Here is a 23,678-nt window from a genome sequence, read left to right as displayed (position 1 = left end):
TAGTTTATAAGATGACCTGAGGGTCAACATCGATGCTGAACAACACTTGTTTTTGCTGAGGCCCCTCCAGAAAAGGAGCAGTCGCCTTCCGGAGTAATTCCGGCACATCAATGTTTCCCCGATATTTTATCACAACTTGAAAACGGTAGCGATCTTTCATTCGCGAAATTGGCGAAGAGACAGGCCCCAGAACCTCTAATGCACGCTTAGATCCGCCATCCAACGAATCTAGGACGCCTTCTCCGGCTGCCAGCTCGCGCAAACGGGAGGCGAACTGCTCGCTTACCGAGGAGAGCTGCGCCAGCTGCTCATGCGACATCGTAACGAGCACAAGGCGGCAAAACGGCGGATAGCCCATTACGCCGCGGTGCTTCAGCTCCTCGCGGATAAATGCATCGTAATCGTGATGCTGTGCCGTCATGATCGCATAATGCTCCGGTGTATAGGTTTGAACGACAACCTCGCCCGGCAGATGATGGCGCCCGGCCCGGCCGGCTACCTGCGTCAGCAGCTGGAATGTGCGCTCCGCAGCACGGAAATCGGGGAGGTTCAGCGAAGTGTCCGCCGCGATAACGCCAACAAGCGTCACGAATGGAAAATCAAGTCCCTTGGCAACCATTTGCGTACCCAGCAACACATCCGCTTCCCGGTCGCCGAACTGCTTCAGCAGCTTTTCATGCGCATTTTTTTCCGTCGTTGTGTCCACGTCCATACGAATGACGCGAATGCCGGGAAACAGCTTCGCCAGCTCCTCCTCAACCTTCTGCGTGCCGGTGCCGAAATACCGGATATGCTCGCTTTCACAGGAGGGGCAGTTTTTCGGCGCCAGCTCGGCGTGTCCGCAGTAGTGGCAGCGCAAAGCACGCGTTTTTTGATGATACGTCAGTGAAATATCACAGTGCGGGCAAGCGGCTGTATAACCGCAAGAGCGGCACATGACAAACGTGGAGTAACCCCGGCGGTTAAGCAGCAGCACGGATTGCTCGCCGCGTTCCAGCCGCTCGGCCAGCGCTGTATGCAGACGGCGGCTGAACATCGAGCGGTTGCCCTCCTGCAGCTCAGCCCGCATGTCGATCACATCGACGGGAGGCATCGGACGGTCGCCGACCCGGTTCGGCATCGGCAGCAATCCTGATTCACGTCCCGGCGCAGGCGGCCGGCTTGCCGCTGCGAACGATTCCAGCGACGGCGTAGCCGAGCCCAGAACTACAGCTGCGCCATGCTGTCTCGCACGCTTCACCGCAACGTCGCGGGCATGGTATTTCGGACTTTCCTCCTGCTTGTAGGAGGATTCATGCTCTTCATCTATTATGATAAGCCCAATTCGCTCGAAAGGTGCAAAGATCGCAGATCTCGCTCCAATCGCGACCTGGACGCGGCGGCTTCTTATTTTGCGCCATTCATCATACCTCTCGCCATTCGACAGCCGGCTGTGCAGAACGGCTACCGCATCGCCGAAGCGGCCCTTAAACCGTTCCACCATTTGCGGCGTCAGCGATATTTCTGGCACCAGCACGATCGCTTGCTTCCCGAGCTCCAGGCAGTGCTGAATGGATTGCAAGTAAACCTCGGTTTTGCCGCTGCCCGTAACGCCGTGCAGCAGCAGCGCCTGCGGCTCGCCCCGGCTGACGGATGCGGCAATCCGCTCGTAGACGGCTTGCTGCCCTTCCATTAGCGGCAGCGGTTCTGTATGCAGGAACTCACGTCCGGCGTACGGATCACGCTGCTGCTCGACTTCGCGCAGTCCGAGCAGCCCTTTGTCCGCCAGTGAACGGACGCTTGCCGGCGATCCGCCCGCTTCTGCCAGCATCACGGCCAGCGGTATCGGCTCATTGCGTTCCAGCATGAATGCTAGCAGCTCCCGCTGCTTCGCTGCGCGTGCCGGGAAAGCGGCGAGCGCCTCCTCGGCGGCAGTACGATCATCCGGCGGGAAGACGGTCAGCACTTTGCGTACCGCCAGCCGGTCGCGAATCGATGCCTGCTCCTGAAGCAGCCCTTCGCGGAGCGCCATTTTCACAGCAGCTGCATGTTGAGGGAAACGCTCCTGTACAGTCTCCAGCTTCGCCTGCCCCTGCTTGGCTAACCATTCGGTCAGCTCGGCTGGCAGTAAAGCAGTTAAGCCGTCACCTTCCTCGGCCTCATCCGCGTTCAAGCTGATAAGCCGCTGCGCCTTGCCTTTCAGTGCTGCAGGTATCATTGCCTGCAATGCAGCAATCCAGGAGCAGCAGTACTTGTCGCTGATCCACTCTGCCAGCTCGATCAGATCCGGCAGCAGCGGCGGCACCGGGTCCAGCAGCTCAGAGAGCGGCTTGATCCGCGTAGCATCAATGCCGGCCGTCTCAGCAAAGCCGATGACGAAGCCTTGCAGAACACGTCCGCCAAACGGCACGCCTACCCGGCTTCCAACCTCAATCCAGTCCTGCATAGCAGACGGCACCTCGTAATCGAAGGGCCGGTCCGTCTGACGGCTCGGCACATCGACGATAACCTTGGCAATCATTCCTTCCGCCCCCGCGTCACAGCCAATCTATTCGCTGCATGAAGAAGCAGCCGCTGAGCGACCTCGCGCTTGGACAGCATCGGCATCGCTTCAATTAGACCTTCCGGCCCGTACAACTGAACAATATTGGTGTCGCCGTTAAAGCCAGCACCCTCTGCTCTAACGTCGTTGGCGACGATAAGGTCGCAGTTTTTCCGCGTCAGCTTGTCCATCGCATACCGCTCTACATCTTCCGTCTCGGCAGCAAAACCGATCAGCAGCTGCCCCGTTTTCTTTTCACCAAGCGTTTGCAAAATATCGGTCGTCCGCTCCAGCTCCAGCGTTAAGCTTTCGCCGTTCTTTTTCAGCTTTTGCCCGTGCTGCTTCACGGGCCTGTAGTCAGCAACGGCAGCTGCTTTTACGACGATGTCCGCCGTATCGTAGCGTTCTGTAACAGCCTCCAGCATCTGCTGCGCCGATTCTACCCGGATAAGCTCAACGCCCGCAGGCGGCTGAGCGGACGTGCGTCCGGCAATCAGCGTAACCTGCGCTCCCATCGCTTTCGCGGCTTCGGCGATAGCAAAGCCCATTTTGCCCGATGAATCATTGGTCAAATAACGGACGGGATCAAGCCGTTCCACCGTTCCCCCTGCCGTTACCAGCACGCGCTTGCCAGCCAGCGTATCGCCTTGGGCAAAAAAAGCTTCCACAGCCCTCACAATGTCCTCCGGCTCGGCGAGTCGCCCCTTGGCTACATAACCGCATGCCAGCTGCCCCGTTCCCGGCTCGACAAACATCATGCCCCGCTCCGCAAGCAGTTCCAGATTGCGGACGACAGCCGGATTCTCATACATGTGAACATTCATCGCCGGGGCGATGAGTACCGGACTAGTCGCTGCCAGCATCGTAGTGCTGAGCATATCGTCAGCAAGGCCGTTCGCGATTTTGCCGATTGCATTCGCCGTTGCCGGTGCGATCACGATTAAATCGGCATGATCGGCGAGATGAATATGAGCGACCACAGACGGGTCCCGCTCCTCAAATGTATCGATATAGACGGGATGACGCGACAACGTTTGCAGCGTAAGCGGAGTAATAAACTTGGCCGCAGACTCCGTCATAATGACATGAACGTCTGCGCCGGCCTGCACCAGCTTGCTGCAAAGCGCCGCTCCCTTATAAGCTGCGATTCCGCCGGTGATGCCCAATATGATTGTTTTGCCTTTTAACATATAATAGCCCCCGTTATTAAGCTGTTAATCTATGTATTGACTGATTATTGCGAGCCCATTCGCGCTTTTTCCTATCATACCATAAGGACCCTCGTTTTGTAGCCCGAACGCGATGTCTGGCATTCATTTAATCTTGCGGCCCGAATGATTGGAAATCTCTCATCTAAATCCGTATACTAGAGTGTAGGAATTATCGATCTCCCCCTAAAATAGACAGAGGTGAATCCCCATGAACGAATTGCAGCAAGCGTACCAGACGATGGGCCTTCCCGAGCATGCATCCAAAGAAGAAGTGGAAAAGCGCTACATGGTTTTGATGCGTCAGGAGCGCTCCAGGCAAAAGCAGCAGGACGCCGTACGTTCCACCGAAGCGCCAGGCGCAGAGACAGCCAGGGAACAGACAGGCAATCCCGATTTCGAAACGGTAACCCGCGCTTACCGGTTTATTTTGGAATATGAGGACAAAGTGGCGGCCGAGCAATTTAATGCGCAGGAATACGGAAAATACAAACAAATGGCAGGGACAGCTCAGAAAGTTGATCATTTCTGGCGCTATTACAAATTCCATGTGTTTGGCGGCATCGCGCTCATCGCGCTGATCATCTACGCCGTAACGCTTTACATTGACCATCGGGAAGAGCAAGCCCGGCTGGCAAGTCTTCCTCCCGTTGACCTGTCGGTCATGTATATCGGTGAGTTTTTTATGAATTCAGAGGATAACAAAACGAGTACAGAAGAGCAGATCGAAACGGCACTGCTTGCCCAGTTCCCGGATTGGAAGCGTTTTAAAGTAAATTTCACCTACGTTGCAATGGAAGCCAAGGACCAGATGGACATGGCTTCGCAGCAAAAAGCCATGGTCATGCTCGCAACTGAGAAGCCGGACATTTACATCTTGGACAAAGGGACGTTCAACTGGATTGCCCCGCAAGGTGCATTCCTCAGTATGGACGACATTGCCTCCGGCAGGGTGAAGGATGCGTTCCAGACGAATGCTGCCTTCAAGTACAAGACGGAAGAAGATACGGCCGAGCATGTATACGGCATTGACATTTCCGGCAGCTCGCTGGTTAAGAACATTCCGGTCGTAGGAAGAGATCACTTCATCATCGGCATCCGCGCCACCTCCGACAAGTCGGAAAAGGCGCTCGCCTTCATCGAACGCTTCCTAGCCGCGAAATAACGAAATCCCGCCGATCGGCTGATGCCGTTCTGGCGGGATTTTTTTATGCTTTAGTTGGGGCGACTGACTTCTCTATTTTGTTCAACGCCCGCGACGCTGCTCATTTGTCCATATTCGCTGTTCCGCGCAAATGTTCACCACTTTCACTGCTTGTTTAGCTAAACTGTCGAACTTGCCCCGCTATTTTGCTTAACGCCCTCCAGTTATCCCTGCTCTCCCTGTTAGCGAACCTGCTTCGCTTTTTAGCGAAGCCAATTTCGCTGTAGCCAGCCGGAACGTGGGCTGCGCATGCTATAGCGAAGTTATTTTCGCTACTCGTGAACCTAAGTTCACCAATTGCGAAGCTAGGTTCGCTAATGCTCCACGACACGCCAATTTGCCATGTAAATTGCCGATTACTGCGAAGGAGGGTTCGCTATTTTGAGAACCTGCTTCGCTATTACGCACAACTCTGCTACATCCTCCACTTGCGCAGCTTCTCTATTCTACTCAAATGCCCTACACGTCCCCCACTTCAGCGGCTACGCTACTCCGTACTAATGTCTGCCACTTTCGCTGCGCACTTGTCCAGCTAACGAACCAGCTTCGCTTTTTAGCGAAGCCAATTTCGCTGTAGCCAGCCGGAACGTAGGCTGCACAAGCTACAGCGAAGTTACTTTCGCTACTCGAGAACCTAAGTTCACCGATTGCGAAGCTAGATTCGCTAATGCTCTACAATACGCGAATCAGTCTCGTAATTGCCGAACACTGCGAAGGAAGGTTCGCTATTTTGCGAATCCGCTTCGCTATTCTGCAGAACCACATAAATTCACTGTTTACTCAACTACCCTATCTCCTAGCGCCAACAGAAGTCCATTTAACCAACCGTCACTGTACCGCCAACTAACTTTTGCAATCCCTGCACCACCACCAGCCAGCTTGAACTACTGAACGCTGCCATTAGCATTACACTATATGGCCAATACGGATTGCTACAGGCGAGCTCAATGTGAGCCCCCCGTCTTCCTCCTGATAACACCCAGCAAATAACTCACATAATAGCCCCGCCGCAAAAAAAACCGCCTAACGACCAAGCGCTGTGAACCAGCGCCCGCCCGTTAGGCGGTTCCATCCACTAAACGTATTTCATCAGCATCCGCTCAACATGATCCAGATGCTGCTTCATGCGCTTCGCAGCGGCATCTCCATCACCTGCTGCCACCGCTTCAAAGATCGCCAGATGCTCCTCAAAAAGCCTTTCGGCGACGGAGCGGTTGGCGTATAGTTCGACGCGCCGAATCTCGTGGATGGCCGTTTCCATTTGGCTTGTAATGCTCTCGAACAATCTCACCATAATGGAATTGCCTGTTGCTTTGGCCAATGCCGCATGAAAGAGAAGATCGGTTCGCTCGCCCTCCACATCATCGCCCACTGCCAGCTTCATGTCATTCACAATAGCGCGGAGAGTGGACAGATCGTCCTCGGAACGTTTCACGGCGGCGATTGAGGCGTTGGAAACTTCAAGCGATTGACGCGCCTCCAGCAGTTCCAGCAGCGTCTCGCGGTTCATCCGCAGCGAGCGGAGCTCCGGCAGCTCAACCTCGGACAGCACAGGCAAGCTGCCGATAACGGTGCAGCCTCCACCCTGCTTAATTTCGATCAGCCCCATCGCCTTCAATGCGCTGAGCGCCTCCCTTGTCGTCGATCGGCCAACGCCAAAACGCTCCGACATTTCTTTTGTTGAGGGGAGCTTATCTCCAACCTTTAAATTTCCGTCTATAATAAGCTGTTTAATTTGCTCCGTTATTTCTTCATAGTGGTTTCTCTTTGTCAGCCTCGTTACCTGCATTGCGTCCCTCCCTCCTCACTCTAACATGCGGCACAGCAGCATTGCCAGATTACGAACCGACTATGAGCGCATAGACGACGCCAGGACCGTGCACGCCGATGGTCAGGTCATTCTCAATATCAGCGGACCGGCTCGGTCCGGAAATAAAATGAATGCCAGCCGGCAACTGCTCCCGCCCCGCTTCGTCGAAGCCCACAAGCACTTCACCGAGCCGAGTTTTAAGCCGCTCTAGCGGAATTATTACAAACAACACCGTTGGCAGCAGGCTGACCGAGCGTCCCTTGTCCTTGGAGGACAGTACTGTAACCGAACCTGTATAGGCCACAGCATAGTCCGCAACAACGATGCCAAAATCCGCTTCCGCCGCGCGCGCCTTCCAATATTGTTCAGAATCGCTGTTCCATACCGATACTTCTGCGCCCGGCAGCGCAGCCTCCAGCCCAAGCTCATTCAGCTCCGGCTGATTTTGCCGGATGACATAGTGCGCCCCCAGCTCCCCAGCTTTCGCTGCAATGAACTGCTTGGCCGATTCCATATCGGACAAACATTCCACATGCCCGCCAGCGCTTTTGAAATTGCCGGTGAACCGCTCTACGCGTTCCTCCACCGACCATTCATACGCTTTCCAGAAATCAGGCGCACCGCGAAAAGGATGCGCTGGCTTCTCCAAAACGCGAGGCCTTCTCAATTTGCCTGCAATATCGTTCATGAAGGCTTCCTGCTTCGCGCGGGATTCCGCCGCTCGCTGCTCCAGCCATTGTTGATGTGTATCAGCCATGATGTCCGTGACCTCCTCCAGTTCCGTTCTTTCTTTCCTTCGCGATCGCTTCCATGCGGCTTTGCATAGCAGGGTCCATCTCACGCAGGCCGTGGCGCAGCTCTTCCTCAAGCGTTCCCCATTGCTCGCGGAAAGACCGCTTCGGCAAGCTTGGCGTAACGCGGTAGCTGTTCCAGCCCTTCAACGGACCAAATTTCGTACGGATTTCCCCATTCCGTACGACGAGCTTCTGCCCGAGCTTCCCGAGCCGCAATACGCCACGGAAACGCTTTGCATCTCCCAGCACAGCGGCAAACCCTTTCATACCAGCTGACTCAGCCGCATTGCCATGCCCGCCCTCCTGCTTTCTGCGGCGCAAATAAATGAGCATCTCATGCAGCGGAATTTTGACTGGACATGCCTCGTAGCAGGCACCGCAAAGGCTGGACGCATTGGCGATATCATCCCACTCCGCGACATTTTTCTGCAGGGCTGGCGTCAGCACCGCGCCAATCGGTCCGCTATAGGTGCCGCCGTAAGCATGACCGCCTATATGCCGATATACGGGACAAGCATTCAAGCAAGCGCCGCAGCGGATGCAGTTCAACAACTCTTGGAACTCTGGATCGCCAAGCTGCAGTGAACGGCCGTTGTCGACGATAATGATATGCATCTCATCTGGACCGTCAGCATCAGACTCTCTCCGCGGGCCAGTAATGCCGGACATATAGACAGTCAGCTTCTGTCCGGTTGCCGAGCGCGGCAGCAGCGTTGCCATAACTTCAAGATCAGCCCAGGAAGGAATAATCCGCTCCATCCCCATAAGCGTAATTTGCGTCTTCGGCACCGTTGTGACCATACGAGCGTTGCCCTCGTTCTCGAACAGCACCATGGAGCCTGTCTCCGCAATGGCAAAATTGCAGCCGGTCATGCCGATGTCCGCCTCCAAAAACTTCTCCCGCAGCTTTTTGCGGACGAAGCCCGCCAGAATCGAAGTATCCGGCTCCAATGTTTCCCCAGCCTCTTTGGACAGGAGATCGGCGATTTGATAGCGGTTTTTGTGAATCGCAGGAATGATAATGTGGGAAGGTGTCTCCCCCGCAAGCTGAATGATATACTCGCCCAGATCGGTCTCGATCGCTTCAACACCAATTCCCTCCAGCTCATGGTTCAAGTGAAGCTCCTCGGTCACCATCGACTTCGACTTGACGACCGATTTCGCTTGCTTGCGCTGCGCGATTTCTAGCGACAGCTTAACCGCTTCCGCCGAAGTGGAGGCAAAGTGAACATGAACGCCATTGGCTCTTGCATTATCAGCGAATAAGTTCAAATAGTAATCGAGATGGGCGATCGTATGCAATCGGATTTGCCGGCCCCGCTCCCGCCATTCCTCCCAATTTCCGTGTTCTTGCGCGGCATTGATTTTACCATTGCGAAGCCGTTCCGTCGTAAACTTGACCGCTTTGCGCAAAAACTCATCATTTAGCGCCAGATCGGCGCGCTTCTTAACTGTAGACGGTATTCCCGTTGACGTCGTGCTCATGCCTGCTTCACCCCTTCATATAAAAGCTCCGCCAGATGCATCACCTTCACCGGCTCGTTGCGGAAACGCAGGTTGCCCGCAATATTCATCATGCACGCCATATCTAATCCGACGAGCACCTCTGCCTCCGTCTCTAATACGTGATCGACCTTCTCCGTCACCATCGCGCCGGAAATATCGGCCATCTTCACCGCAAATGTGCCGCCAAAGCCGCAGCAATCCTCAGCGAAAGGCAGCGGCACAAGTTCTAGCCCTTGTACGTTGCGCATCAGCTCAAGCGGCTCCTCTTTCACGCCGAGCAGCCGGCTGCCGTGGCAGGAAGGATGATACGTTACCTTGTGCGGGAAAACCGCGCCAACATCCTTCACACCAAGCACTTGAACGAGGAACTGCGTGAATTCATAAGACTTGCTCTGCAGCTTGCGCGCCCTCTCCAGCATGACAGGATCATTCTCGAACAGCTTTGGATAATGATGGATCATTCCCGTACAGGAGCCCGAAGGAGAAATAACGAAATCGCTGTCCTCAAAAGCATCGAGTATCGTCGCCGCAGTCGCTCTGGCTTCCTTCCAATATCCGCTGTTAAAGGCCGGCTGGCCGCAGCAGGTCTGCACATTCGGAAAATCCAGCTGAACGCCGTAACGGGCGAGCAATCGCACCATCGCTTCCCCAACCCGCGGATAAATCGCATCGCTTAAACAAGTAATAAATAAAGACACCTTCATTGCAAATACCCCCCGCTTATTATCAGGTTATCAGACAAGTTGAGCAAAAAATAATCAAAACGCTTACAAATCTATATAATAGCGTGCGGTGGGACCCCTCCCCAAAAAGAAAGGCTTGCAGTTACCCGACCGCCGCACTTTTATTATTTTCACATTACACGGCTGTTACCGCTATGTCTCGTTCCTTCAGTTGTGCCGCAATCGCATCCGGTATTCTCCGGTCAGTAATGATCGCATTCACATCGCTTAAATCCGCAACATGAGTGAAGGCCTGCACACCGAATTTGCTCGCATCGGCCAGCAAAATGACTTGATCGGCAATACCGATCATTTTATGCTTGATCCGCGCCTGCAGCTCATTCGATTCGCTGATGCCCTTTTCCAAATGCACGCCCTTGCAAGAGAGAAACAGCTTATTCACATAGTAGGCATCCAGCGAGCGCTCAGCAAGCGGACCAACGTAGGACAGAGAACGCGAAGCCAGCAGACCGCCTGTCGAGATAACCTCGATCTTCTCCTTGCCGCTCAGCTCCACTGCCACTTTAATCGAGTTGGTCAGCACGGTAAGCGGAATGTCCGGCAAATTAGAGGCCATATACCAAGCGGTAGAGCTGGCATCGAGCAAAATGCGGTCATTCGGCTGAATGAAGGACAGCGCCTCTTGGGCAATCCGTTTCTTCTCCTCCGCGTGCATAATTTCGCGTTCAGCATAGGGCGTCTCCGGCTGCTGCTCTCTGACGCTTACCGCCCCGCCATGCGACCTCCGCAGCCTTCCCGCCTGCTCCAGACGATCAAGATCGCGCCGGATCGTCTCCTCCGTTACGCCGCACAGCTCGCTGAGCTCGGATACCCGGATGCTGCTCCTCTCATTGACCAACTGAACTATTTTTTCGTAACGTTCCGCTACCAGCATCGCAACCTCTTCCTCAACTCATAATGTGAAGGCAGCCGGAACGCCGCCAGCCGCACATAACTTTTCCAATACATACCGATATTTTAATGCCTATCCCGCTTATATACAACGCAAATTGTGCCAAACGTACAAATTGAGCTGTTAAAGGCCTCAATAGCATAAGGAATGCCGATCGAAATCGGCACTCCTTTATATGAGTCTATGATTGAATCATTTCCCGTCTATTCGATTAGCGGGTAAATGCAGCCGGAACGCCGCCGTCGATCGTCAGCATGCAGCCTGTCGTTTTATCCGCTTTGGAGGACGCGAAGAACGCGATGCCTTCAGCGATATCCTTCGGATAGATGTTAACGAGCAATGTCGTACGCTTACGATAGTACTCTTCCAGCTGATCCGGCTCAATGCCATAAGCAGCAGCCCGCTCATTGCGCCAGCTTCCATTCCAGATCGCAGAGCCTTGCAGGATCGCATCCGGCAAAATCGTGTTGACGCGAATGCCGAATTCGCCGCCCTCAGCCGCAATACAGCGTGCAAGATGCGCTTCGAGCGCTTTCGCCGCGCTGTAAGCCGATGCATTTTTACCTGCATATACCGAGTTTTTGGAGCCGATGAATACCATGTTGCCGCCGATTCCTTGCGTTTTCATCAGCTTGAACGCTTCGCGGGCAACGAGGAAGTAGCCTGTACCGAGCACGTTCATGTTCAAGTTCCATTCCTTCAGCGAAGTTTCGTCGAATGGGCTGGAAGTTGCAAGGCCCGCATTATTAACGATAATGTCAACGCCGCCGTAAGCAATCGCCGTTTCGGCATAAGCCGCCGCTACCTGCTCTTCGCTCGTTACGTCCATTTTCACTGCGATCGCACGGTTTTCGCCGTATTTCTCGTTAATGTCGGCTGCAACCTTTTGCGCACCTTCCAGATTAAGATCCGCCAGAACGACATGCGCGCCTTCGGATACGAGACGGCGTGCTGTTTCGCTTCCGATGCCGCCTGCTCCGCCGGTAATGAACGCCACTTTGCGGGAGAATTCCGCTTCGGCTGGCGCCAGGCTCAGCTTGTAAAGCTCAAGCGGCCAATATTCAACGTTATAGGACTCGTTCTCGGACAAGGAGACGAATTCGCCCAGCGCCGTTGCACCGCGCATAACCGCAATTGCACGGTGGTAGAGCGCACCGCTTACTTTGGACATTGCCCAGTTTTTGCCCGTGTTGATCATGCCAACGCCCGGGATAAGAATAACGCGAGGAGCTGCTTCGAACATGACGTCGCCTTCATGCTTATTGCGCTCGAAGTAAGCTTGGTACTGCTCTTTATAAGCTTCAACAGCCGATTTCAGCTTTGCTTTCAAGCCTTCGATATCGTCCGCGTTTGGCGTCCAGTCGATGAAGAGCGGTACAACCTTCGTATGAACAAGGTGATCCGGGCAAGCTGCGCCAACTTGAGACAGCTCCAGCGACTTGCTTCCGCCGACGAATTGCAGCACATCTGCTTCGTCGTCGAAGGTCAGAATCATTTTTTTCGCATCGCTTACCGCACCGCGAATTGTTGGCATCACTTGCGCTGCAATGCTTCTGCGAACGTCCGCAGGAAGCGCTTCATGCTTCACGCCGCCAAACAGCTTGGACTCCTCAACACGAGCCTCAATGTATGCTTCTGCTTCGCTAATGATTTGAATCGTTTTTGCATAGCATTCCTCTTGTGTTTCGCCCCAAGTAACGAGACCGTGCTTCTCCATCAGAACCAGCTCGGCGTTCGGGTTAGCCAGCACGCCCTCTGCAATCATTTTGGAAAGCGTAAAGCCTGGACGTACATATGGAACCCACACGAAACGGTCGCCGAAAATTTCGCGTGCTACCGCTTTGCCGTTATCCGCACAGCAAAGACTGATAATTGCATCCGGATGAGTATGGTCAACATGCTTGAACGGAAGGAACGCATGGAGCAGCGTTTCGATCGAAGCGCGCGGATGTTTGGAATCAATCATGCAATTGACCAGGTAAGCGACCATATCTTCGTCGGACATTTCCGGACGCTCGAACAAAGGACGGATATCGTCCATGCGCAGCCCTGTAAAATTGCCCGCTTTCATCGAAGCCAGATCGGAGCCGCTGCCCTTCACGTACATCACTTCTACATCACGGCCGCGGAAGTCTTTAACGACTACTTTGCTGGATGTGTTGCCTCCGCCCCAGTTGCATACGCGGCGATCCGCGCCGATGATATTGGAACGGTAAACGAGCTGCTCCAGTCCTGCGTCAAGCTGCGATGCTTTGGATGATTCCCACAAACTTTGTACCATGTTGTTTGTCCTCCGGTTTCATGTTTGATTTTAATTGAATAGAATGATTTCTTTGTTTGTTTATCTTTGATTGTATGATAACACATTTGTTTATGTTTGAATATATGTTTTTCAAAAACAAACGGGCATTCCCTGCCCGAATTTATGGGTAATATTTATGTATCGCGATGAATAAGATACTTTTGTGTGAGTCAATCGTTTAGTCGGGCCGGCTGAACGCTCACAGTGGAAAATAAAAAAGGAGCCGGTTGCCGCCGGACTCCCTTGTCTTCAACAGCCAGCGCTAGAGGCGGTTGTTCGTTAGAATAAGAAAATAGACCGGTTCATCGCCGGGCGGGTCTATTTCTTATGACGAAAAGCTAACATTGAAACAACCAAGGTGGCGAACGAAATCATTAACATTAAGGCTTCATTCACGCTCATGTCCTCACCCCCATCCCGCCACCCCTAATAAGCTGTCTATTGTACTAAATCATATGCCTTGTATGTACAATAAAAGAACCAATTTTTGTAAGCGATTTCAATGATTCGCTTTTTTGTTCTGGTCGCTGTACCAGTGGCACCGATTGCCTTGCCTGGGATCGCTGCGCGTTTTGGTTCGTGCTGCCATTCTTGGTTCCATTAGCCCTCATCGCTTACACGATGATAAATGGATAGAACCTGCAAAAAGTCATCCCGAACTCAAAACGCTCCGCTCTCCCTCCTGCCGCAGCAAGTCATCCCGTATAAGTAAGGTAAAGCTAAAATCCATAACTAGGAGCACACCAATCAGGACAAGGCAAGAAGACTAAGCCCGAATTTACCCGCATTGATGTTTCGCTAGCGCAAAGGCGCTTCTCTTACCGAGTCATAATAAACCCATCCACCTTATGCATCGCGAACGGAGCTTATTTCCGTAATAACGCAATTATTTGCGTAAACAGCTCATGCTTGCTCGTCTGAAGCGAATCAAAATGTAAAAGTGCAGGTTGTCAGGGGGTTTTTTGACGATTTATTGCTTCAAAATGTAAATGTGCAGGTTGATCGGCCAAAAATGTACAAACAAGAGGGTTTCGAGCGATTTCAAATGCACTTTTGCATTTTGAGCGTGATTTTCGGCCGTTTGCGGCAAATCAAAATGTACTTTTACATTTTGAACAGTGCCTGCTCGATCCTTGGCCTTTTTCTGGTGACGCCAGCCTGATCGTCGGCCTATTTCAGGTTGTATCGCGGCACATGTCATCGGTCAGTGCCCAACGAAACGGCAACGAACCAGCAGCGACCGCCCTCAATCTCATTACAACGGTTCTTACTAGCGCAGCATGCCAATACCATTAACAGATTCATAAATAAAAAAAGAACCCCTGCGTCATAAAAACGCAAGGGTTCTCTGAATGCCTGTAAGGCATTCCTCAATTATTGTTGTTTGTCCTCTTTCGATTCCACGACAACGATATCGTGATAAATCTCTTCCAGGGCAACGCCGACGAATTTGCGGGATTTCGGTGTGCGAAGCTCCGATTTCTCACCGTTACGCAGCATGCGGGCACGTCTGGAAGCTGCTACGACCAAAGAATATTTGCTGTCGACTTTTTTAACCATTTCATCAATAGAAGGGTATAGCATTATATTTCACCTCGTCTCAAGCTTTCTCGATCGGAGTCGGCAGCTCTGCCAAATGGGCCAAATAACGGTCCCCGCGGCAGTGCTCGGCTACGATAATACTTTGAATCCGGTGGCAGGCGGCATCGATCTCATCATTAACTACTGCATAGTCATAGTGACCAAGCAGGTTAATCTCCTCAACCGCAACCGTCATCCGGTGATTGATTGTATCCTGCGTCTCTGTTCCCCTGCCCGTAATCCGCTGTTTAAGCTCATCCAGCGAAGGAGGCATAAGAAAAACAAACACGCCCTCCGGAAACTTCTCTTTCACCTTCAGCGCGCCCTGCACCTCGATCTCCAGAATGACATCCTTGCCGCTGGCAAGGGTGCGTTCCACGAAATCACGCGGCGTACCGTAGTAGTTCCCGACATATTCAGCATGCTCAAGCAAAGCATCGCGTGCGATCATGTCCTGAAACTGCTCTCTCGATTTGAAAAAATAGTTTACGCCGTCAATTTCCCCTTGTCTTGGCGTACGCGTTGTAGCGGACACCGAGTACACGAGATCAGGCATCTTCTCGCGCAGGACCGAGCATACCGTTCCTTTGCCTACGCCGGAAGGACCCGACAATACAATTAACAATCCCTTATCCATATAACTCCCCGTACTATTCGTCGTTATCGTCATCCTTGGTCGACAATCGATGTGCGACCGTCTCCGGCTGCACCGCCGACAGGATAACGTGATCGCTGTCCGTAATAATGACAGCACGCGTGCGTCTGCCGTATGTCGCGTCAATCAACATATGACGGTCGCGCGCTTCCTGGATGATTCGTTTGATCGGAGCCGATTCCGGGCTTACGATCGAAATAATCCGATTTGCTGAAACAATATTGCCAAAACCGATATTAATAAGTTTTATAGCCAAGTAAGGTCCCCCTCCGGTCTTCCTCGTGCAACTGCTCGAATGAAATTAAGATGAACATCGGTTTGGACGATGAAGCCGAACCTTTGCCAATATAAGACAGAACCATTGCACTATTGTTGACGAAAAAAGTCCGGAGCATACGCTCCCGGCGCGCTTCAAGCGCTTGCCGATTCCGAGCTGCTGCTATCCTGTATACGCACACAGGCCAGCCTGCAGCCGTCCATTGCTAACTATTTTAATTGATTTTGAGTCTGCGAACAAGAGAAAAAGCGAATTCCTGCGAAAAATGGCTGTTTTCTCTTCTTCACGGACAAAAATGCAGTTAACGGCTCACGCCCGTCTTCTGCCAAACGTACTCTGTCAATTGAACGGCCATATCATAGAACATGAACGGTGTCATGAAATAAATGCCTTTAAAATGCTTAACCGCTTCGTCAAGAAGCTCTTGGGAGATGCGGACGCCTTCGGCCCGTCCCGCTTCGCCTTCAAGGCCAGCCATACGCTGGCGGACTTCGTCGGACAATTGAATGCCGGGAACCTCGTTATGCAAATATTCAGCGTTGCGGCCGCTGGCCAGCGGCATAATGCCGATAAACACCGGAATGTCGAGATGCTTCGTCGCCTCAGCGATCTGCTCAATCAGCTTCGGATCGTAGACCGGCTGCGTCATAATATAATCGGCACCGGATTTGATCTTGCGCTCCAGACGCTGCACTGCTTTGTCCAGATGCTTCACGTTCGGGTTGAACGCGGCGCCTACGACAAACCTCGCTTTTTGCTTCAGCGGCTTGCCGGAGAAGGCGATGCCTTCGTTCAATTGCTTGATCATACGAATCATTTCGAATGAGGTCAGGTCATATACCGAGCTGGAATCCGGGAGGTCGCCAAAGCGGGCCGGGTCTCCTGTTACGGCGAGGACATGATCAATGCCCAGTGCATCTAATCCCATCATATGCGATTGCGTACCGATCAAGTTACGGTCACGGCAAGCGATATGGATGAGCGGACGCAGGCCGATTTTTTCCTGCACAAGCGCGCCAAGCGCCAAATTGCTCATACGCGTAACAGCAAGCGAATTGTCGGCCATTGTGATCGCATCCGCGCCGCATGCCTTCAAAGCTGCCGCACCATCCATAAATTTGCGGATATCGAGATCCCGCGGAGGATCAAGCTCCACGATTACGGTATGGCGCTCCTTCACCAGATCGACGAGCGACGGTTCTTGGGCTTGTCCGTCTCCTGTATCTGCACCGGATACAACCGCTACTTCCGGTTTTGCAGCTGCAGGCTTCGTTACAATAATCGTCTCGGCTTGTTTCGGTTCAGCAACCGCAGTTGCCTGGCTGCCTCCTAGTGAAGGTACATAGTCCAGCAAAGCGGCGGACATTGCTGCCACATGCTCCGGCGTCGTTCCGCAGCAGCCGCCAACGATGCGGGCTCCGCGGTCTGCAAACCGGCGGGCTGTCTCGGCAAAATAATCCGGACCAGCCGAGTACGTATACTTGCCGTCTACATAATCCGGAATACCGGCATTCGGGAAAATCGACATCGGCAGTTGCACCGGTCCGGAAATCGCGTCGATAGCACGCATAATGCCATTTGGACCGCTGCGGCAGTTGAAGCCTACGACATCGGCTCCAGCGAGCTGCAGCTGGTCGAACGCTTCCTTCAAGCCGGTGCCGTCCTGTGTGCGGCCGACATCTTCTACAGCAAATTGGCAGATGACCGGCACATCTGCCGATAATTTGCGGGCAATGCGCAGCGCAAGCATCATCTCATCATAATCATAGAACGTTTCCAGCATCAGGCCGTCAACGCCTTCTGTAAGCATCGCATCCATCTGACGCTCGTAAGCTTCACTTACTTTGGCGGTACGGATGTTTTTGAGCTTGCCGGCACGGATCGAGCCGACTGCGCCAACGACATAAGCATCGTCGCCTGCAGCGGATCTGGCGATTCGAACGCCAGCGCGGTTGATGGCCTCCATCTCAGAATCGAGTCCATAAATCGCCAGCTTCTCCAAATTGGCCGAGAATGTATTTGTCTCAATAACGCGAGCTCCGGCCTCATAATATCTCCGGTGTACATTCTCAATGACATCGGGACGCAGAATGTTGAATTCCTCATATGAAACGCCGACAGGGAACCCCATCTGATACAGATAGGTTCCCATCGCGCCGTCTCCGGTCAATATGCGCTGCCCCAGCGCTTCTCTTAAATTAACTTTTTCCGTCGTCGTATTTGTCATAGGGCTGCCCGCCTTACAGCGAGCCGCGGAATACTTCCGCAGCCGGCCCTGTCATATAGACGTGATTGTCGTCTTCATTCCACTCGATTAGAAGGTCCCCGCCTTTCAGCGAGACCGTCGCTGTACGATCCGTCAAGCCGTTCAAGACAGAGGACACGACGGTTGCACAAGCGCCTGTACCGCAAGCGAGAGTCGGGCCCGCTCCGCGTTCCCATACGCGCATATCGGTATGCGAGCGGGATTTTACAGTAACGAACTCTACGTTAATTTTACGAGGGAACAACGGATGCGTCTCCAGCTTCGGCCCCCATGTGGCCAGATCGAAGTTTACCGCGTCGTCCACATAAATGACAGCATGCGGGTTGCCCATCGACACCGCTGTAAAGCGGAACTCCCGGCCATCAACTGTTACTAGATGCTCCACAACCTGTTCGGCATCAACTGTCGTCGGAACCTGCAGACCGTTCAGAATCGGTTCGCCCATGTCCACTCGGACGGTTTGCACTTTGCCGCTTTCCACTGTCAGCTGTACCCGCTGCGCGCCAGCGCCAAGTGTCTCTATCGTAATTTCTTCTTTATTAGTCAAGCCATTGTCATAGACATATTTCGCGACGCAGCGAATTGCATTGCCGCATTGCTCCGCCTCAGAGCCGTCGGAGTTGATGATGCGCATCCGGAAATCAGCGATTTCCGATGGCAGAATGTATACGAGACCGTCCGCGCCGATGCCGAAAAACCGGTTGCAAAGCTCAATCGCCAGCTGATCTGCGTTTTCCGGAAGCTGCTGCTCACCGGCAACTACGATGAAATCATTGCCTAATCCATGCATTTTAGTAAATTTCAATGAATTCGCACTCCCTTATGCTGCGGCTTTCCAAGAGCCGGAAAGCTATCATTTTTTCCTATTAGCATACCGCAAAGCCGGGAGAAACGCTATTCATAATTTACATCATCATTTGCATTTTTACGCTGGATTAGCGGCGAAGCAACGGCGAATTCGGCTTCATCGTCATATTAATTTGTTTGTTTTTTGGCTTTCTAGAGCCCATCACGCTGCCAATTCCCATCAAGAAAGTCGGTATTCCTGCAGCTACGAATACGAGACACCATTCCCGGAAGCCCAGCGGTACCGTTTTGAAGATTGGCTGCAGCGCTTCAATATATACAACACCAAGCATCAGAATAAGCGAAGACAGGACAGCCAGCACCAGATACTTATTTTGGAACGGGTTACGGTGGAAAATCGAGCGTGAGCTGCGGCAGTCAAACACATGGATGAGCTGAGCCAGCACTAAGGTTGCAAAAGAAACCGTCTGCGCCTTAACGAGCTGCTGCGCGCCCGGGGCCTCACGGAGCGTAATCCAGAACGCGCCAAGCGTACAAATGCCGATCAGCAAGCCGCGGCTGATAATTTTCCAGCCAAGCCGCCTGGCGAAAATGCTTTCTTTAGCAGAACGTGGCTTCTGCTGCATTAAATCCTTCTCTGCCTGATCAACGCCAAGCGCCATTGCCGGCAAGCCGTCGGTGACGAGATTGACCCAAAGAATCTGAATCGGAACGAGCGGCAGGGGCAAGCCCGCCAGCATGGCCAGAAACATCGTCAAAATTTCACCTACATTGGATGCGAGCAGATAGCGGATGAACTTGCGAATGTTCTCGTAAATGCTTCGCCCTTCCTCAATTGCAGACACGATGGTGGCAAAGTTATCGTCGCTCAAAACGAGTGCAGACGCCTCTTTGGATACATCGGTACCGGTGATGCCCATTGCAATTCCGATATCTGCCGCCTTGATCGCAGGTGCATCATTAACACCGTCCCCGGTCATGGCGACGACATGCCCTTGCCGCTGAAGCGATTTTACGATACGAAGCTTGTGCTCCGGCGATACCCGGGCATAGACGTAGGCGTTGTCGACCTCGCGGTCCAGCTGCTCGTCTGTCATCTGCTCAATTTGACGCCCGCTGAACGACAACCCGCCGCGAGGCATAATGCCAAGCTGTCCCGCGATCGCTTCTGCCGTCAATTGATGATCGCCCGTAATCATCACGGTCTTGATACCCGCACGGCGGCAAGTCGCAATGGCCTCACGCGCTTCTTTGCGCGGCGGATCGATCATTCCTGTCATGCCGACGAAGACCAGCTGGCTTTCTGCATCCCGCTCATTCTCGCAAGCGTCTGTGCTGCGAAGATCACGGTATGCCATGCCGAGAACGCGAAGCGCAGACTGCGCCATTTCCTCCGCCGCTTCCGCGCATTTGCGCTTCAGTGTAGCTGTGAACGGCGTAACTTTACCTTCCCATAGCACATAATTGCAGTGATCCAGCAGTACATCAGACGCGCCTTTCGTATAGACGAGCCGGCCGCCTTGATGCGAGACGAGTACCGACATCAGCTTGCGGTCGGAATCGAACGGAAATTCCTTTTCCCGTTTGTAGAGTCCTTCCAGCGACTTAGCCGATTGGCCCAGCTTGGTGGACAGAACGGCCAGCGCGCCTTCCGTCGGATCACCTTTCATTACCCATTCATGCTGTGGTTCCTTGCTTTTTCTTTTCTTCCCATTGGCATCCGCCGCAACCTCTTCCTTGTACAACACCGCATTATTGCAAAGCGCAGAGATATGCAGCAGCCTTCTTAAGCTCGTATCCTGCTTGAGATCAACAGGAGCGCCTTCCTCAAAAGCGCCTCCGTTAATGTCATATCCCTCGCCCGTAACATTCAGCTGTCTTCCGCTCATCCAAATATGGGTGACGGTCATTTTATTCTGCGTCAGCGTACCCGTTTTGTCGGAGCAAATAACGGAGGCGCAGCCTAGCGTCTCTACCGACGGCAGCTTGCGGACGATTGCTTTGCGCTTGATCATCCGTTGTACGCCCAGCGCCAGTGCAATAGTGACGATAGCCGGGAGGCCTTCCGGAATGGCGGCAACCGCCAAGCTTACCCCTGCCAGGAACATGCCATATGCCGGCTGGCCGTGCATGATACCCGCTATTACGACTACAATCGTTAAGGCAACTGCTACGACGATCAATATTTTGCCAAGCTGCTCCAGCCGGTGCTGCAATGGTGTTTCCATCGACTCCGTCTCATCGATTAGCCCTGCGATTTTGCCCATTTCGGTGTTCATGCCGGTGCGAACGACGATCCCTTTGGCTGTGCCGCGCGTCACCATCGTCCCCATAAATCCAAGGTTGCGCTGATCGCCAAGCGGCAGCTCTTCATCTTGGATTGCCGCTGCATGCTTGCCAACCGGTACGGATTCTCCCGTTAATGCCGATTCTTCAATGTAACAGCTGTTGGCCTCCAGCAGCCGGATGTCAGCCGGAATCCGGTCACCGCTCTCCAGCAAGACGATATCGCCTGCTACTAACTCCTTAGCCGCTAGCGCAAGCTGCTGTCCTCCGCGCAGTACTTTGGCCATCGGGGCAGACAGCTCTTTGAGCGCATGAAGCGATTTTTCCGCACGAAACTCTTGCACGAAGCCAAGAACTGAATTCAGCAAAATAATGAGCACGATCGTAATCGCATCCAGATATTCACCCAGCAGCCCCGATATAAGAGTTGCGCCCATAAGCACAAGCACCATGAAATCTTTGAACTGGTTCAGAAAAAGAAGAATCGGCGATACCCCTTTGCCCTCGGCAAGCTCGTTTCTCCCGTGCGCGGCAAGCCTCTCCGCCGCTTCCGCCAGGGACAATCCCTGCTCTGGCGAGCTCCCCAGCGTCTCCGCCAGCTCGCTCTTCCCTAATTGGTGCCATTTCTTTTGTTCCATCGTGACTCCCTCCCGTTAATGCCGAGCGCCCTCGGACAGCCTCTCAAGCCTAAATGTATTCGGACAACCTGCGAAATATCCCAACAGGGCTTAAGTTTTTGGCCCAACTATGGCATGATAGGAGAATACGGCTCACAAAGGAGATACATAAGCCATGGCATTAGACGGCATTGTTATACATGCAATCGTAGAAGAACTGGGACGCAGCATCGGCGCCCGCATTCATAAAATCCATCAGCCGACGGACAATGACCTTGTCTTCGGCATCCGCGGAGGCAGCAATCCCGGCAAGCTGCTTCTATCCGCCAACCCGACTTACCCCCGCGTTCATTGGACGAACGCATCCTATATGAATCCGCTGGAAGCTCCGATGTTCTGCATGCTGCTTCGCAAGCATTGTGAAGGCGCAGTGATCGAAGGGGTCCGGCAAATCGGACGGGAAAGAATTATTCATATCGACGTCCGCCACCGGGATGAGCTCGGTGACGTGTCTGCAAAGACGATCATTATCGAAATTATGGGCCGGCATAGCAACGTTATTCTGCTTGATCCAAGTACCGGCAATATTCATGACGGCATTCATCATGTAACGCCGGCGATCAGCAGCTTCCGTATCGTGATGCCAGGCAGCCGCTACACGGCGCCGCCCGATCAGGGCAAAGTCGATCCGTTGGCGATCCGCAGTGAGGAGCAATTTTGGTCGGCGCTAAACGGCCGCGAGCAAGCGGAAGCGGCTGATGGTGCGGAGTCGGGGCGCCCAGAGCAAGTAGGACGTTCCGTTTCATCGCCAGAGCAAGCGGCGCTTTCTGCGGAGCGTGCAGCGCAATCAGCTTCAGCTGCCTTGACGCCGCAGCAGCAGCTCGTCCAAGCCTTCAGCGGACTTAGTCCGCTGCTGGCGAAAGAGCTCGTCTTCCGTTCCGAGAGTCAAGGAGTTAGCCTCTGGGAAAGCTTTTCCCGCTTTACGGAGCAAATTCGGACGGGAAGCTATGCGCCGAACATCGTGACCGATGCCAAGGGCAAATCTTTCTTCTCCGTAACGGAGCTGACTCATGTTGAGGGTGAAGTTGAGCGTTTCGAAACGGTCAGCGAATGTCTAGAGGCTTATTACGGCGACAAAGCAGAACGGGATACTGTGAAGCAGCGCGTCGCTGACCTCATCCGTTTCGTCCAAAACGAAAAAGTGAAAAACACGAAAAAAATCGATAAGCTCCAAGATACGCTGGAAGAAGCTAAGGATGCGGATAAATACCGTGTGCTTGGCGAGCTGGTAACCGCCTATATGCACCAAATCCAGCGGGGCGATAAGTCGGTGGAGCTGGTGAACTTCTATCATGAAGAGCAGGCAACGGTCAAAATCGAGCTCGATCCGCAGCTGACTCCATCAGACAACGCCCAGCGATATTTCAGACGCTATACGAAGCATAAAAACAGCATCGCGATTGTTGGCGAACAGATGGAGCTGGCGCAATCGGAAATTCAATATTTGGAGTCGCTGCTGCAGCAGCTCGACAATGCCTCACTCTCCGATATTGAAGAAATTCGTGAGGAGCTAGTAGAGCAAGGCTATCTAAGAGACCGGGCTAAGCGCGGACCGAAAAAGAAAAAGCCAGCGCGCCCTACTCTGCTCTGCTACACTTCCTCCGAGGGAGCGCAGATCTATGTCGGCAAAAACAATACGCAAAACGAATACTTGACTAACCGGCTTGCCTCTCCGGCAGATACGTGGCTCCATACCAAAGATATTCCCGGCTCGCACGTCGTCATCCGCGGAGGCGACTTCGGCGATGCTACGCTGGAGGAAGCTGCAATGCTCTCCGCCCATTTCAGCCAGGCGCGCTCGTCGAGCCTCGTTCCGGTGGACTACACGTTCATCCGCCACGTTCGCAAGCCAAGCGGTGCCAAGCCAGGCTTTGTCATCTATGACCATCAGAAAACGCTGTTCATCACGCCAGATGAACAACGTCTGAAACAGCTGCCTTCCCGCAGCGTTAACTAACATGCTAAAAGGGGTCGAGCGTAATCCTAATCTTTTATCACACAAAGTGCTCCCCGCTATCTCAAAATGTAAAAATACAGTTTGTGCTGCCCTAAACGGCTCAAATACACCATCAAAATGCAAAAGTGCAGTTAAAAAAGGCCGAAACGAGTCGTTTCGGCCTTTTTTCGCGATTTCAGATGTATTTTCCTC

Annotated in this window: 18 protein-coding genes; 2 read left to right on the top strand and 16 right to left on the bottom strand. The window is 53.2% G+C overall.

The annotated features are described in order from the left end of the window. Positions 1–4 precede the first annotated feature (4 nt). Positions 5–2,500, bottom strand: a complete 2,496-nt coding sequence (gene priA / locus ACFVVF_RS24065) for a primosomal protein N' (protein ID WP_387815022.1) — start codon at positions 2,498–2,500, stop codon at positions 5–7. After that, complete coding sequence (gene coaBC, locus ACFVVF_RS24060) at positions 2,497–3,711, bottom strand: bifunctional phosphopantothenoylcysteine decarboxylase/phosphopantothenate--cysteine ligase CoaBC (protein WP_387815020.1); 1,215 nt, start codon at positions 3,709–3,711, stop codon at positions 2,497–2,499. Before coaBC ends, priA begins: the two co-directional genes overlap by 4 nt. A 229-nt stretch (positions 3,712–3,940) precedes the next feature. Here coaBC and ACFVVF_RS24055 point away from each other — a divergent pair, with 229 nt between their 5' ends. After that, entirely contained in the window at positions 3,941–4,894 is a 954-nt protein-coding gene (locus tag ACFVVF_RS24055; RefSeq protein WP_387815018.1) for a J domain-containing protein, read from the top strand. Between the two features lie 1,114 nt (positions 4,895–6,008). Here ACFVVF_RS24055 and ACFVVF_RS24050 read toward each other — a convergent pair. From ACFVVF_RS24050 to ACFVVF_RS23985, 14 genes are all read right to left on the bottom strand, one after another. Next, positions 6,009–6,722 (bottom strand): FadR/GntR family transcriptional regulator, encoded by a 714-nt coding sequence (locus ACFVVF_RS24050; protein ID WP_387815016.1) that lies wholly within the window; start codon positions 6,720–6,722, stop codon positions 6,009–6,011. Positions 6,723–6,771: 49 nt separating this feature from the next. After that, positions 6,772–7,500, bottom strand: a complete 729-nt coding sequence (locus ACFVVF_RS24045; protein WP_387815014.1) for a LutC/YkgG family protein — start codon at positions 7,498–7,500, stop codon at positions 6,772–6,774. Then, positions 7,493–9,022 (bottom strand): LutB/LldF family L-lactate oxidation iron-sulfur protein, encoded by a 1,530-nt coding sequence (locus ACFVVF_RS24040; protein WP_387815012.1) that lies wholly within the window; start codon positions 9,020–9,022, stop codon positions 7,493–7,495. The genes ACFVVF_RS24045 and ACFVVF_RS24040 overlap by 8 nt, the downstream gene beginning before the upstream one ends. Beyond that, positions 9,019–9,747 (bottom strand): (Fe-S)-binding protein, encoded by a 729-nt coding sequence (locus ACFVVF_RS24035; RefSeq protein ID WP_387815010.1) that lies wholly within the window; start codon positions 9,745–9,747, stop codon positions 9,019–9,021. Before ACFVVF_RS24035 ends, ACFVVF_RS24040 begins: the two co-directional genes overlap by 4 nt. A 154-nt stretch (positions 9,748–9,901) precedes the next feature. Next, complete coding sequence (locus ACFVVF_RS24030; protein WP_387815008.1) at positions 9,902–10,660, bottom strand: DeoR/GlpR family DNA-binding transcription regulator; 759 nt, start codon at positions 10,658–10,660, stop codon at positions 9,902–9,904. A 229-nt stretch (positions 10,661–10,889) separates the two neighbouring features. Further along, positions 10,890–12,959 carry a bifunctional aldolase/short-chain dehydrogenase gene (locus ACFVVF_RS24025; protein ID WP_387815006.1) on the bottom strand — a complete coding sequence of 690 codons (2,070 nt, stop codon included), beginning with the start codon at positions 12,957–12,959 and terminating at the stop codon, positions 10,890–10,892. 339 nt (positions 12,960–13,298) lie between these two features. Then, positions 13,299–13,382: a putative holin-like toxin gene (locus ACFVVF_RS24020; protein WP_367649592.1), complete on the bottom strand. Its 84-nt coding sequence runs from the start codon at positions 13,380–13,382 to the stop codon at positions 13,299–13,301. A 568-nt stretch (positions 13,383–13,950) separates the two neighbouring features. After that, positions 13,951–14,181 (bottom strand): hypothetical protein, encoded by a 231-nt coding sequence (locus ACFVVF_RS24015; RefSeq protein WP_387815004.1) that lies wholly within the window; start codon positions 14,179–14,181, stop codon positions 13,951–13,953. 173 nt (positions 14,182–14,354) lie between these two features. Then, positions 14,355–14,564 carry a DNA-directed RNA polymerase subunit omega gene (gene rpoZ, locus ACFVVF_RS24010; protein ID WP_387815002.1) on the bottom strand — a complete coding sequence of 70 codons (210 nt, stop codon included), beginning with the start codon at positions 14,562–14,564 and terminating at the stop codon, positions 14,355–14,357. A 16-nt stretch (positions 14,565–14,580) separates the two neighbouring features. Continuing rightward, complete coding sequence (gene gmk, locus ACFVVF_RS24005; protein WP_042160124.1) at positions 14,581–15,198, bottom strand: guanylate kinase; 618 nt, start codon at positions 15,196–15,198, stop codon at positions 14,581–14,583. Between the two features lie 13 nt (positions 15,199–15,211). Then, entirely contained in the window at positions 15,212–15,472 is a 261-nt protein-coding gene (gene remA / locus ACFVVF_RS24000) for an extracellular matrix/biofilm regulator RemA (protein ID WP_005548256.1), read from the bottom strand. Positions 15,473–15,794: 322 nt separating this feature from the next. Then, on the bottom strand, positions 15,795–17,720 hold the full coding sequence (locus ACFVVF_RS23995) for a bifunctional homocysteine S-methyltransferase/methylenetetrahydrofolate reductase (RefSeq protein ID WP_387814999.1): 1,926 nt from the start codon (positions 17,718–17,720) through the stop codon (positions 15,795–15,797). A gap of 13 nt (positions 17,721–17,733) precedes the next feature. Continuing rightward, a complete protein-coding gene (dapF, locus tag ACFVVF_RS23990; protein ID WP_387814998.1) occupies positions 17,734–18,564 on the bottom strand; it encodes a diaminopimelate epimerase in 831 nt (276 codons plus the stop codon). Positions 18,565–18,694: 130 nt separating this feature from the next. Continuing rightward, positions 18,695–21,490: a calcium-translocating P-type ATPase, SERCA-type gene (locus tag ACFVVF_RS23985; protein WP_387814996.1), complete on the bottom strand. Its 2,796-nt coding sequence runs from the start codon at positions 21,488–21,490 to the stop codon at positions 18,695–18,697. Positions 21,491–21,644: 154 nt separating this feature from the next. On the opposite strand from ACFVVF_RS23985, the gene ACFVVF_RS23980 reads away from it, so the two are divergent. Continuing rightward, the gene (locus ACFVVF_RS23980; protein WP_387814994.1) at positions 21,645–23,486 is read left to right on the top strand and encodes an Rqc2 family fibronectin-binding protein; all 1,842 of its coding nucleotides are present in this window, start codon (positions 21,645–21,647) and stop codon (positions 23,484–23,486) included. Positions 23,487–23,678 lie beyond the last annotated feature (192 nt).

Origin of the sequence: Paenibacillus sp. NPDC058174, assembly GCF_042883865.1 — a bacterium.
Classification (GTDB): Bacteria; Bacillota; Bacilli; order Paenibacillales; family Paenibacillaceae; genus Pristimantibacillus.
This window is presented reverse-complemented; position numbering and strand designations above follow the sequence as displayed.